General features: G+C 60.7%; 11 protein-coding genes and 1 pseudogene. 5 read left to right on the forward strand and 7 right to left on the reverse strand.

What is annotated here, in order from left to right; translation table 11 throughout:
- The first annotated feature begins 58 nt into the window (after nucleotides 1–58).
- Together J1G34_RS10135 and oadA are read left to right on the forward strand one after the other, a co-directional pair.
- On the forward strand, nucleotides 59–1,474 hold the full coding sequence (locus tag J1G34_RS10135; protein ID WP_003195732.1) for an acetyl-CoA carboxylase biotin carboxylase subunit: 1,416 nt from the start codon (nucleotides 59–61) through the stop codon (nucleotides 1,472–1,474).
- A gap of 11 nt (nucleotides 1,475–1,485) precedes the next feature.
- Nucleotides 1,486–3,294, forward strand: coding sequence for a sodium-extruding oxaloacetate decarboxylase subunit alpha (gene oadA, locus J1G34_RS10140; RefSeq protein ID WP_065893007.1), 1,809 nt, complete (start codon nucleotides 1,486–1,488; stop codon nucleotides 3,292–3,294).
- A 67-nt stretch (nucleotides 3,295–3,361) separates the two neighbouring features.
- Here oadA and J1G34_RS10145 read toward each other — a convergent pair whose 3' ends face one another.
- Nucleotides 3,362–4,318, reverse strand: a complete 957-nt coding sequence (locus J1G34_RS10145) for a hypothetical protein (protein ID WP_141688987.1) — start codon at nucleotides 4,316–4,318, stop codon at nucleotides 3,362–3,364.
- Between the two features lie 124 nt (nucleotides 4,319–4,442).
- Nucleotides 4,443–5,744 carry an autotransporter outer membrane beta-barrel domain-containing protein gene (locus J1G34_RS10150; RefSeq protein WP_065893009.1) on the reverse strand — a complete coding sequence of 434 codons (1,302 nt, stop codon included), beginning with the start codon at nucleotides 5,742–5,744 and terminating at the stop codon, nucleotides 4,443–4,445.
- Nucleotides 5,745–5,988: 244 nt separating this feature from the next.
- On the opposite strand from J1G34_RS10150, the gene J1G34_RS10155 reads away from it, so the two are divergent.
- Nucleotides 5,989–7,329, forward strand: coding sequence for a type II toxin-antitoxin system HipA family toxin (locus tag J1G34_RS10155; RefSeq protein ID WP_065893010.1), 1,341 nt, complete (start codon nucleotides 5,989–5,991; stop codon nucleotides 7,327–7,329).
- Nucleotides 7,326–7,604 carry a helix-turn-helix domain-containing protein gene (locus tag J1G34_RS10160; protein WP_065893011.1) on the forward strand — a complete coding sequence of 93 codons (279 nt, stop codon included), beginning with the start codon at nucleotides 7,326–7,328 and terminating at the stop codon, nucleotides 7,602–7,604. The genes J1G34_RS10155 and J1G34_RS10160 overlap by 4 nt, the downstream gene beginning before the upstream one ends.
- 3 nt (nucleotides 7,605–7,607) lie before the next feature.
- Here the strand turns inward: J1G34_RS10160 and J1G34_RS10165 are convergent, their stop codons facing one another.
- Together J1G34_RS10165 and J1G34_RS10170 are read right to left on the reverse strand one after the other, a co-directional pair.
- Nucleotides 7,608–8,378 carry an amino acid ABC transporter permease gene (locus tag J1G34_RS10165; protein ID WP_065893012.1) on the reverse strand — a complete coding sequence of 257 codons (771 nt, stop codon included), beginning with the start codon at nucleotides 8,376–8,378 and terminating at the stop codon, nucleotides 7,608–7,610.
- Nucleotides 8,375–9,196, reverse strand: a complete 822-nt coding sequence (locus J1G34_RS10170) for an ABC transporter substrate-binding protein (protein WP_065883831.1) — start codon at nucleotides 9,194–9,196, stop codon at nucleotides 8,375–8,377. Before J1G34_RS10170 ends, J1G34_RS10165 begins: the two co-directional genes overlap by 4 nt.
- A gap of 114 nt (nucleotides 9,197–9,310) precedes the next feature.
- Between J1G34_RS10170 and J1G34_RS10175 the strand changes: the two genes are divergently transcribed.
- Nucleotides 9,311–10,213: a homocysteine S-methyltransferase family protein gene (locus J1G34_RS10175; RefSeq protein ID WP_065893013.1), complete on the forward strand. Its 903-nt coding sequence runs from the start codon at nucleotides 9,311–9,313 to the stop codon at nucleotides 10,211–10,213.
- Nucleotides 10,214–10,682: 469 nt separating this feature from the next.
- On the opposite strand, the gene J1G34_RS10180 is transcribed toward J1G34_RS10175, so the two are convergent.
- From J1G34_RS10180 to J1G34_RS10190, 3 genes and pseudogenes are all read right to left on the reverse strand, one after another.
- Nucleotides 10,683–11,354, reverse strand: a complete 672-nt coding sequence (locus J1G34_RS10180) for a GNAT family N-acetyltransferase (RefSeq protein ID WP_065897696.1) — start codon at nucleotides 11,352–11,354, stop codon at nucleotides 10,683–10,685.
- 10 nt (nucleotides 11,355–11,364) lie between these two features.
- Nucleotides 11,365–11,811, reverse strand: a pseudogene (locus J1G34_RS10185) (GNAT family N-acetyltransferase).
- Entirely contained in the window at nucleotides 11,808–12,446 is a 639-nt protein-coding gene (locus J1G34_RS10190; RefSeq protein ID WP_065897695.1) for an FMN-binding negative transcriptional regulator, read from the reverse strand. The pseudogene J1G34_RS10185 and the gene J1G34_RS10190 overlap by 4 nt, the downstream one beginning before the upstream one ends.
- Nucleotides 12,447–12,474 lie beyond the last annotated feature (28 nt).

The following is a 12,474-nucleotide window of genomic DNA, read 5'->3' on the forward strand; positions in this document are numbered from 1 at the left end:
CGCGCTGACCTTGCTACTAAGGTCAAAGACGCAGCAATCGGCTCAAGGGAATTTCCAAGTGATAAAAAAGATCCTGATCGCCAACCGTGGTGAAATTGCCGTACGAATCGTGCGTGCCTGCGCCGAGATGGGCATTCGCTCGGTCGCGGTTTATTCGGACGCCGACCGCCACGCGTTGCACGTCAAGCGTGCCGACGAAGCCCACAGCATCGGGGCCGAGCCCCTGGCCGGTTACCTGAACCCGCGCAAGCTGGTGAACCTGGCCGTGGAAACCGGCTGCGATGCACTGCACCCCGGCTACGGTTTCCTGTCGGAAAACGCCGAGCTGGCGGACATATGTGCCGAACGCGGGATCAAATTCATCGGCCCGTCCGCCGAAGTCATCCGCCGCATGGGCGACAAGACCGAAGCGCGGCGCAGCATGATCAAGGCCGGTGTGCCGGTCACGCCGGGCACCGAAGGCAACGTCGCCGACATCCATGAAGCCCTCACCGAAGGCGACCGTATCGGTTACCCGGTGATGCTCAAGGCCACCTCCGGTGGTGGCGGTCGTGGTATTCGCCGTTGCAACAGCCGCGAAGAACTCGAACAAGCCTTCCCCCGGGTGATTTCCGAAGCCACCAAGGCGTTCGGTTCGGCGGAAGTGTTTCTGGAAAAGTGCATCGTCAATCCCAAGCACATCGAGGCGCAGATCCTCGGTGACAGCTTTGGCAACGTGGTGCACCTGTTCGAGCGTGATTGCTCGATCCAGCGCCGCAACCAGAAGCTCATTGAAATCGCCCCCAGCCCGCAGCTGACCCCGGAACAGCGCGCCTACATCGGCGACCTGTCGGTACGCGCGGCCAAGGCTGTGGGCTACGAGAACGCCGGCACCGTGGAGTTCCTGCTCGCCGAGGGCGAGGTGTACTTCATGGAGATGAACACCCGGGTGCAGGTGGAACACACCATCACCGAGGAAATCACCGGGATCGACATCGTCCGCGAGCAGATTCGTATCGCCTCGGGCCTGCCGCTGTCGGTGAAACAGGAAGATATCCAGCACCGAGGTTTTGCGTTGCAGTTCCGCATCAACGCCGAAGACCCGAAGAACAACTTCCTGCCCAGCTTCGGCAAGATCACCCGTTACTACGCCCCCGGCGGCCCCGGTGTGCGTACCGACACGGCGATCTACACCGGCTACACCATCCCGCCGTTCTACGACTCCATGTGCCTGAAACTGGTGGTGTGGGCGTTGACCTGGGAAGAAGCCATGGACCGCGGCCTGCGCGCCCTGGACGACATGCGCCTGCAAGGCGTGAAGACCACCGCCGCCTATTACCAGGAAATCCTGCGCAACCCGGAATTCCGCAGCGGCCAGTTCAATACCAGCTTCGTGGAAAGCCACCCTGAGCTGACCAACTACTCGATCAAGCGCAAACCCGAAGAGCTGGCCCTGGCCATCGCCGCCGCCATCGCCGCCCACGCAGGCCTGTGAGGAATATAACAATGAGCAAAAAGATCTTCGTAACCGACACCATCCTGCGCGACGCTCACCAATCGTTGCTGGCGACCCGCATGCGCACCGATGACATGCTGCCGATCTGCGACAAGCTCGACAAAGTCGGCTACTGGTCTCTGGAAGTCTGGGGCGGTGCCACCTTTGACGCTTGCGTACGGTTCCTCAAAGAAGACCCGTGGGAGCGCCTGCGCCAACTGCGCGCCGCGTTGCCCAACACGCGCCTGCAAATGCTGCTGCGCGGCCAGAACCTGCTGGGCTACCGCCACTACAGCGACGATGTGGTCAAAGCCTTTGTCGCCAAGGCCGCGGTCAACGGGATCGATGTGTTCCGTATCTTCGATGCGATGAACGACGTACGAAACCTGCGCGTGGCCATTGAAGCGGTCAAGGCCGCCGGCAAGCACGCCCAGGGCACCATCGCCTACACCACCAGCCCGGTGCACACTGTCGACGCCTTCGTGGCCCAGGCCAAGCAATTGGAGTCCATGGGCTGTGACTCGATCGCGATCAAGGACATGGCCGGCCTGCTGACCCCTTACGCCACCGGCGAACTGGTCAAGGCGCTCAAAGCCGAGCAGAACCTGCCGATCTTTATCCACTCCCACGACACCGCCGGCCTGGCCGCGATGTGCCAGCTCAAGGCCATCGAAAACGGTGCCGACCATATCGACACCGCCATCTCCAGCTTCGCCTGGGGCACCAGCCACCCGGGCACCGAGTCGATGGTCGCGGCCCTCAAAGGCAGCGAGTTCGACACCGGCCTCGATCTGGAACTGCTGCAGGAAATCGGCCTGTACTTCTACGCCGTGCGCAAGAAATACCACCAGTTTGAAAGCGAGTTCACTGCCGTCGACACCCGCGTGCAAGTCAACCAGGTACCGGGTGGGATGATTTCCAACCTGGCCAACCAGTTGAAAGAGCAGGGCGCCCTGAACCGTATGAGCGAAGTGCTGGCCGAAATCCCGCGCGTGCGTGAAGACCTCGGCTTCCCGCCGCTGGTCACGCCCACGTCGCAGATCGTCGGCACCCAGGCGTTCTTCAACGTGCTCGCCGGTGAGCGCTACAAGACCATCACCAACGAAGTGAAGCTCTACCTGCAGGGTGGCTACGGCAAGGCCCCGGGCACGGTGAACGAAAAGCTGCGCCGTCAGGCCATCGGCAGCGAAGAGGTCATCGACGTTCGCCCGGCTGATTTGCTCAAGCCGGAAATGACCAAGCTGCGCGGTGAAATCGGCGCGTTGGCCAAGTCCGAAGAAGACGTGCTGACCTACGCCATGTTCCCGGATATCGGGCGCAAATTCCTCGAAGAACGCGACGCCGGCACCCTGGCCCCTGAGGTGCTGCTGCCGATTCCGGAAGCCGGCGGAGTCGCCCGTGCCAGCGGCGAAGGCGTGCCGACCGAGTTCGTCATCGACGTGCACGGCGAAAGCTACCGCGTGGATATCACCGGGGTGGGCGTGAAGGCCGAAGGCAAGCGCCACTTTTACCTGTCCATCGACGGCATGCCGGAAGAAGTGGTGTTCGAACCGCTCAACGAATTCGTCAGCAGCGGCGGCAGCAAGCGCAAGCACGCTACCGAACCGGGCCATGTCAGCACGGCGATGCCGGGCAATATCGTCGATGTGCTGGTCAAGGAGGGCGACGTGGTCAAGGCCGGCCAGGCCGTGTTGATCACTGAAGCCATGAAAATGGAAACCGAAGTCCAGGCCGCCATTGCCGGCAAGGTGTCCGCCGTTCATGTGGCCAAGGGCGACCGGGTCAACCCGGGTGAGATCCTGATTGAGATCGAAGGCTGAATCCAGCCTTCGACGTGACCGCTTAATCCTCGGGGGGGCAGGTGCCCTCCTTTTTTTTGCCCGAGATTCAGGCCTCGGCGGCAGGCTTTTGGTGCTTGAAGCTGACAAAGACGCCGGTGGCTGTGTAGATCAGTTCCGGGGTCAGGGTTGCAAGGTGACTGGTGACCCGCTCGAAACGGCCTTCAATCTGTGCGGCGTCGACGACACGTAGTTGGCGGTTGAGCAGTTCATCATGTTCATGCTCTATCTGGATATTCAGCGTCGCGCCCGCGAGGCTGGCACGGTTGCCGACTTTCAGGGTGCTGTGTGCTTCGCCCTGGCCCACCTTGAAAACCAGGGTCGAACCCGCTGCCATGTTCAGGTCGCGTTTGATTCGATCTTGGTTTTTCAAGACCGGGTCGAGCAACAGCGTGCCGGCGACGTCGAGTTCGTTCACCGTGCCTCCGGCATAGGTAGCACCCTGTTCAACCGTGACCGTGCCGCCGATGCGGTTCTGGTTGATCAAGGTGGCGCCGCTCTGAACCCGGCCGCGCTGGTTGGCCTCCAGTGCGCCGGTCAGGGTCCAGGTGCCTGCATTGACGTCCAGATGCTGAAACTGGCGGGCGCCGTTGAACGTGCCGCCCTCGATATCTTCGAGGATGACCTGGTTGGTACCGCTGCCGCCGTCCACCTCGCCCCTGAATCGGGCCTGGCCGCGCACAATCAACACGTCGTTGCCCCCGCCCATGTCCAGGGCAATGCCGTTGCCCCCGCTGATCAGGCCGTTATTGACGACCCTGTCGTTGAAGTTGCCTAGCAGGTTCACCCCATAGCCGTTGCGACCTCTGATGGTGCCATTGTTGACCAGCAACGTGCTGCCAACGTCAGGCCCAGCGCTCCCGTTATCGACCAGCACGCCATATTGCTTGCCGCTGATGAGGCCGTGATTATAGATGTCGTCGCCGGCCTCCACCTGCACGGTCGCCGACACTGGATAGAACGCTTGAGAGGGATAGACTGCGGACTGGGTGGGTACTTGCGACATTGGATTTCGACCTCACGTGTGCTGGAGGTCGAAAACTAACGCAAGGAAAAGCTCGTTGCTGTCGGCGGTAGCACCGAGGATTGTGAGAGGGTTCGCTATTGAAGTGGACGCTTACGACGCTCGGTTAAAAGCTCATCGTCCATTGCCCCTTGACGCCTTGATTGCGGCTATGGGTACCCGCCTGGCCGCTGTAGCTCAGGCCCAGCGTGTGTTGGCTGGACAAGGCCAGGTCTACGCCGGCGTTCACGTCCAGGCTGTCGCGATCCAGTGACGTACCCGTGATGGTAAAGCCGTCCAGTGCCACTGGAACGTTGCGATAGGATTGGCGCACCTGGCTGTCGACTGCGCCGTAGAGATGTTTCCAGCCGGTGCTGAGGTGGGGTGTCAGGCTGACCTGATTATCGAACCGGTACACCGTCGCCAGGCGCAGACCCACCGTACTGCTCAGGTTCTGCTGGGTCTGCGCGCCGACGTTGAGCGCGGTCAGGCCACCGCTTTCCTTGAAACTGTCGCGGTGATAACGCTGGTAGCCAAGGCCGACGAAGGGCTCGACGCGCAAGTCCTGGCTGCCCAATTGATAGCCCAGTTCCGAGAACAGCGTTTGGCTTTGGGCATCGTAATGAGACTTGAGCTGATCCTTGTAATCGAGCAGATTGACGTTGCGCCGGTTGGTCCCGGCGTGGCTGCTGTAGATCGCACCCAGGCGCAGGGCCAGCGGTCCGTCCTGGCGCACGGCGTAGGCACCCAGATGCAAACTGTCCAGCTCGGCGGAAAAGCGCTGGGCGTCAAGATTACTCGTGGACTTGGCACCCATCACCCCCACACGCCAGGCGTGGTCGACCGCCCAGTCGGCTCCCAGCAACAGCCCACGGGTGCGGTGCTTCAGGCCGGCGCTGCCGCTGCGTGAATCGAGGTGGCCGTCGTTGCCCAGGCCCTGCACCCAAACGTGATTATTCTCGTCGGCAGGCAAGGCGCGCAGGGTCGAGAGTAATTGGTTGCTGATCTGGCCGGTGACGGCGTGGCTGGCGGTGGCCAGGTTAGCGTTTTGGCTGCCGGCCAATTGTTCAAGGGCTGCGCCGATCCCGCCGGGCTGTGCGGCCAGTGCTTCATTTGCTTTCTGCAGGTCCTTTATCTCTTCCGAGGTCAGCTCCCCGGAGGTCAGCAAATCAAGCAGAGCGGGCTCCAGCACCTTGGCGACCTGCACGCCGTTGTAGGACGTGGCTTGTCCAATGAGGTAACCGGCGTAGGGCGGCGGGGAAGGTGGCGTATCGAACTCGGGTTCGAAGGCCCACTCAGTCTCGGCCGAATCGTAAGGCTGATGAAAAAACGGCCTGTATTCAATATCGCCGCGTGCTTGCGCGGGTTGAACACTGATGGCCACTGCAAGGCTGATGAACGCAGCGATTCTGGAGGGTATAAAAGACATGAATTCCCGACCTCTGATGAATGAGGCGGGGAATGTAGCGAGGTCGTCGAGGGATAACTGTCAGGCCACTGACCGCTGGTTTGCGGGAGTTGTCCTTAGTGGGGTGCGATTAAAAGCTCATCCGCCATTGGCTGGTCATGGCGTATTTAAATTGCATTTTAATGCGTAAATTATCAGTTTCGAACGTTCTGGATGCACTATATTGCGTTAATAACGCCTCGAACCCTTCAGAAGGTGCATTAAATTGCAGACTGGCCGCGCCTACTCGTTGATATTGCAGATTTTTACCGCTGGGTACTGGCGTGACGCAATGCGCCTGGAGTTTCCCGAGCCGCAAAAGGGTTTTGCCGGGCCTTGCAGGTTCCATTATCGACAGGATTACCTTGTCGATAATCTTGACGACATCCAACGGCCTTTCCACACCTGCGTCAGTGCACGGTTTCCACTGGAGTGGGACGTTTCAGTGCTCAAATCAGCACCTGCCTTTTTGCACGATATTGCGCCAGCCGGTTCTGCCAAACGGTTTTTAATGCAGCGCACGGGTCGTGAGAAACCGCAGGGGGTTGATGATGATTTGTTTTTGCTTGGGCGCAGCACACCGGCTCCGATCGGAAATATGCGTATCAAGGAGTCCGTGCTGGCTCTGGACGGCGAGGTACCGATGGGTTTTTCACGACATGACGTGACCAGCCGCAACAGCGGTTTTCTTGAATATGCCTATGAGCAGGGCGCTGCAATAGGCGGTGCTACCGGCGCCGGCGGCGAAGCACCCAAGCTGTTGATGAGCCAGGGCGCGGACGGCCTGCTGTATCCTGACGCCATCCTGAATGACGACGACGTCGCTCAGCATTGGTTCATCAAGTTCCCGCGCAACCAGGCCACTCAGAACGATCAGGACATCCTGAGAAGTGAATACCACTATTACAAGGCACTTCATGCGCTTGGAATCGAGACTGTAGCCGCCGAAGGATTGGCCTTGGAAGAGGCTACAAAGCCGAGTCTGTGGGTGCATCGTTTTGATCGCAGACTGGGCGAAAATGGTGTTGAAAGGCTGGCAGTCGAGTCGATCTATTCGCTGGCCGGAGTGACCACTCCCGGCAGCTACATGGATCATTCGGAGGTCGTGAGACTGCTGGTCGAGCAATGGCGAGCCGCAGGGCAAGAGGGTCAGGTTGCCGATCTTGTTGCAGAGTACCTGCGCCGAGACCTGCTGAATAAGGTATTGGGCAACTCGGACAACCATGGGCGAAATACGTCGATTATCCGAGAGCCTAAAGCGCTGAGACTGGCGCCTATTTATGACTTGGCGCCCATGGTCATGGACGCAGAGGCTGTCACGCGAACCACCAAGTGGCCTAAAGCATTGGAAAAAGCGGGAGATATCAATTGGAAAGGCGTCTGCGAGGCCCTTTCCGACATTGTTGATCCCGAGCAAAGCTTTGAACGGTTGCGACAAGCAGCGCAGCAGCTGCGTGCATTACCGGATCTTCTGGCTGCAAGCGGCCTGCCCGCTGTGACGCTGAATCATCCCAGCATCCCACTTGGAAAACTGGACCTGCGCCTGAAGCAATGGGGGCTGCGATGACGGTCTCACTGGATGCTCGTGCCTTGTTGATTGAAAGTGTTGAGCACGGCTTGGCTGATGGTTCGCTCGAACTGGGCGACGCCGTGCGTCGCTTGCGCACCGAAGTGACGGGCCTGCACCAAAGCCAGTTCGCCAGGATGTGCAAAATCTCCGTTCGCACCTTGGTGCATATCGAGCACGGCGAGGGCAACCAAACCCTGAAATCGCTGAATGCGGTGCTCCGTCCCTTCGGTTTGCAGATGGGTGTGGTCAAAGTGCGACGCAAGGGGTTCTAAGCGTCAACCGCGGCGCACATACCCCTTGCCGAAATGTCGCTCCATGCGCGCCTGGATCAGCTCCAGCCCGAGGGACATTACCCAGTAAATGATCGCCGCCGTGGTGAGCATCTCGATGTAGCGGTAGCTCGAGCGGCCGTAGGACTGCGCCAGGAACATCACTTCCCACACGCCCATCACCGAGATCAGCGACGAGTCCTTGAGCATCGAGATGAACTGGTTGGTGGCCGGCGGGATGATGGTGCGCATGGCCTGGGGCAGGGTGACATGCCAGAAGATCGCCCGGTCACGCATGCCCAGGGCCAACGCCGCTTCCCGTTGGCCATGGGGCACGCCGAGGATGCCGGCGCGGAAAATCTCGCTCAGGTAGGCGCCGTAGTTCAGCGATAAGGCGATGATGCCGGCGACGATCGCGCCCGGCACCAGGCCCAGTTGCGGCAAGCCCAGGTAAATCAGCAGGATCTGGATCAGCAACGGCGTGCCGCGAAAGAACGAGGCGTAGAAACTGGCAATGCCAAACGCCACCGCGCTTTTCGACAGGCGCCCCAGGGCGGTGACAAACCCCAATATCGACGACGCAACGATGGCGCACAGGCACAAAAACAGCGTCAGCGCCGCGCCTTGCAGGAAGCCATTGGGCGCAAGGTGCAGGCCGACCAGGTTGGGCAGCTTGTCGAGGATGATCGAGAACTTCAGGTCAAAGCTCAGGAAGAAACTCGCAAACAGCGCGAGCAGCGCCGCCCAGGTCAGGTAAAGCCGTATACGAAAGCTCATCGGCTGATATCGGCGCCGATCCATTTTTGCGACAGCTTGCTCAAGGTGCCGTCCTGTTTGAGCTGGGCGAAGACCTCACGCACTTTGCTGTCCCACTGCGCGTCGCCTTTTTCGATGGCCACCGAGTTGGGCTCCGAATACAGCGGCTCGCCTGCCAGCTTGAAGCGCTTGTCCTGGGTCAGGCGCGGCTGCGCGGTGACCAGGTTGGTGAGGATCGCATCCAGGCGCACGCCCGCGCCCAGTCCGAGGTCCTGGAATGCCACGTTGTCGGTGTCGTACGGGGCAATCTGCACATCCTCGAACGGGTACTGCAACTGCGTGTCCTCGGCGCCTTCGATCACCAGGTTCTTGTTCAGGTAGCTTTCATAGCTGGAGGCGCTGGTGAGGCCGACTTTCTTGCCGCTCAGGTCTTTGGCTGCATGGATGCGATCATCCTTGGCATTGACCACGATGACGGCGGGCGAGGCGTAGTACTCCACCGGGAAATCGAACACCTCGGCGCGTGCCTTGCTCGGGGTCATGGAGCAGATGCAAATGTCGTAGCGCCCGCTCCAGCGGCCGGCGGCAATGACGTCCCATGAAGGCGTTTCCAGGCGCAGCTTGACCCCAAGCTTTTGCGCCACGGCCTTGGCCACATCCACGTCGAAGCCGTCGAGCTGGTTCTGCTCGTTGAGGAATGAAAACGGCGGATAGCTTTCCATCAGCACCCCGACCAGCTCTTTCTTCTGCTCGATACGGTCCAGGGTGGCACCGCCAAAGGCTTGGGTTGAAGCGGCCAACATCGTCAGGCCCAGGGCCAACAGCGGTCGTAATTTCAAAATCGAGCACCTGAATAAAAAAGAGGTTGTTATTAACCGAACGGTACGCATTAAATAGTTATAAGAACGACTCTCATAGTGAGTTATTTTCATAAGCATATGAGTAAAAAGCATATGGGTACAACAAACACCGTAATTCTCGATGGCGGCATGGGCCGTGAACTGCAACGCCGTGGCGCGCCGTTCCGCCAGCCGGAATGGTCGGCGCTGGCCCTGAGCGAGGCGCCGCAAGCGGTAGAGGCGGTGCACACGGCCTATATCGACAGCGGTGCCGACGTGATTACCAGCAACAGCTACGCGGTGGTGCCGTTTCATATCGGCGAAGCGCGGTTCGCGCAGGAGGGCCAGGCGCTGGCCGCATTGGCTGGTGAGTTGGCGCGACGGGCGGTGAAGGCCTCGGGCAAGTCGGTGCGCGTCGCCGGTTCATTGCCACCGTTGTTTGGCTCCTATCGGCCCGACCTGTTCCTGCCTGAGCGGGTCAGCGAATTGCTGACACCGCTGGTGCAGGGATTGGCGCCTCACGTTGACCTGTGGCTGGCGGAAACCCAAAGCTCCATCGTTGAAGCGCAAGCGATTCATGCCGGCCTGCCGCAGGATGGCAAGCCGTTCTGGCTGTCGTTTACCTTGAAAGATGAGGATACCGATGAGGTGCCGCGCCTGCGTTCCGGCGAGCCGGTGGCGGAGGCCGCCGAGGCGGCGGCGCAGTTGGGCGTGCAGGTGTTGCTGTTCAACTGCAGCCAGCCCGAAGTGATCGGCGCGGCGATCGATGCGGCGCGGGCAACCTTCGAGCGATTGGGCGTCGCCATTCAGATCGGCGCCTACGCCAATGCCTTCCCGCCGCAACCCAAGGAAGCCACGGCCAACGATGGCCTGGACCCGTTGCGCGACGATCTCGACCCGCCGGGTTACCTGCACTGGGCGGCGGATTGGCAGGCGCGCGGCGCCAGTCATTTGGGCGGCTGCTGCGGCATTGGGCCGGAGCATATTGCGGTATTGGCCGAGCGCCTTTCCAACTGATTCACCGCAGATCAAAACTGTGGGAGGGGGCTTGCCCCCGATGGCCATGGGTATCTACACAACTCTGTAGCGCCCAACCGTAATGTAACCACGATGCGAAGCGAGTCGCTCTTGATCTTGATCTTAGGCGCCCCGTTAAACCACGCTGGCCGAACGCAGGCTTGAATCCGTGGGTAACCCGGCAGGACGCCGGGTTAGCCGCACTGGGCCATGGATGGCCCATTGCGGCGGCCCACGGATTCAAGCCGGAGAGAGGGCACACCGAGCATTAGCGAGGTGCCGAGTGGTGGGGCAAGAGCGTTTTGCTTACTTTTGCGCTTTTCAAAAGTGAGCCGCCGTCAGGGCGGAACCCTAAGTGGCCGTTACCGCAGAAACGGATATGTACTCGTTCCAATCCAACATCCTGGTCGGCCAGAGGCCGCCATCGGGGGCAAGCCCCCTCCCACATGTTTTGTGTTGCGAGTGAGGTTCAGGTTCGGCATTCGGCCAGTGTTCTGATCTGACCGGAACCGGCCTGGTTCTCCTCCGACAACCACGCCTCAAACCCCGCGCCAATCTTCGGCCATTCCGAATCCAGCATCGAATACCACGCCGTATCCCGGTTCTGCCCCTTGACCACCATATGCTGGCGGAACACGCCTTCAAAACTGAACCCCAGGCGCTCGGCTGCATACCTGGAGCGCGCATTGCCGTTGTTGCACTTCCATTCCAGGCGGCGGTAGCCCTGCTCGAACGCGTACTTGGCCAGCAGGTACACCGCTTCGGTACTTTTTGGCGAACGCTGCATCGGTGCGCCAAAGGTGACGTGGCCGATTTCAATACGCCCGTGAGCGGGGACGATGGACATCAGGCTGAGGATGCCCTGGACCTGGCCGCTTGCGCGGTCGACCACGCTGAAGAAATACGGGTCGCTGCTGGCGGCATGGTTGTTCAGCCAGGCATCGAAGGCGCTGCGCTCGGGAAAAGGGCCGTAGGGCAAAAAGTCCCACAACGTCGGGTCGGCACCGGGGCCCTCGAGGGCTTGCCACAGTTGTTCGGCGTGACGCGCCGGGTCGAGCTTTTCCAGGCGAATGAAGCGCCCTTCAAGCAGTTGCGCGGCAGGCGCGGGGGCGCCTTTCCAGTCGGCGGGGGAAGTGACCATGCTGCGCTCCTTAAAGACCTTTGCGAAATTGGATGAAACCTGGGCGTTCAGCGATGCGTTCGTACAGTTGAATCGCGGTGGCGTTGGTCTCGTGGGTCAACCAGTGCACCTTGCAGCAGCCATCGGCCTTGGCGGTGGCGTAGACGAATTCGATCAGCTTGCGGCCCACGCCAGTGCCACGTTGGGCTGGGTCCACCAGCAAGTCCTGCAGGTAGCAGGAGTTCTCGATGCTCCAGTTGGAACGATGGTAGATGAAGTTGACCATGCCCACTGCCTTGCCGTCCTACCAGGCGAGTGCCGAATGAGTCGGCTCGCGGGCGTCGATCAGGCGTTGCCAGGTGCTTTGGCTGACGGCGTCCGGCAGTTCGGTGTTGTAGAACTTCAAATACGCCTGCCACAACGGGAGCCAGGCGGTGTGGTCGGCGGCGGTGACTTGGCGAATGTCGATCTGGCTCATTGTGCAACTCCTTGGGGAATAAAGCGGGCGAGGGCCTGGTCACGCACATCGGTACTGGCGGCCAGGCCTTCGCGCACGCCGGCCACGTCGGCCGCGCTGCGGTTCTGGCTGAGCTTGCGCTTGCCGATCACGCGTTCGATGGGCAGGGCGAAGCCGACGATGGCCTTGAGCATGCCGTCAATGTAGTCCGCCGGTGCGTCACTGACCGCCCAGGGTTGGGCGCGGCCACTTTCATGGCGCTCGGTGAGGGCGCTGACCACCTTGAGCAATCGCTCGGCGTCGTTGAACACCTGCGCCTTGCCATAGGCGTGCACGGCCATGTAGTTCCAGGTCGGCACCACTTTGCCGTGTTCGGCTTTGGCCGGGTAAAACGCCGGACTGACATAGGCGTCGGCCCCCGCGAAGATCACCAGCGCCTCATGGCCATTTTGCAGCTCGCGCCATTGCGGGTTGGCCTTGGCCAAGTGCCCGTAAAGCGTGCCGTTGGGACCTTCATCGGGGTTGAGCAGCAGTGGCAGGTGGCTGGCTTGCAGGCCGTTTTCTCCCACGGTCACCAACTGCGCCAGACGGGTGTGCTGGATCAGTTGCTGGAGTTGGGGCAAATCATCGATGGCAAAGGCGCGGGGGGTGTACATGGGAAATTTTCCTTGGCGAATGCCTGCA

This window comes from Pseudomonas sp. Wu6 (assembly GCF_019891515.1).
Classification (GTDB): Bacteria; Pseudomonadota; Gammaproteobacteria; order Pseudomonadales; family Pseudomonadaceae; genus Aquipseudomonas; species Aquipseudomonas orientalis_A.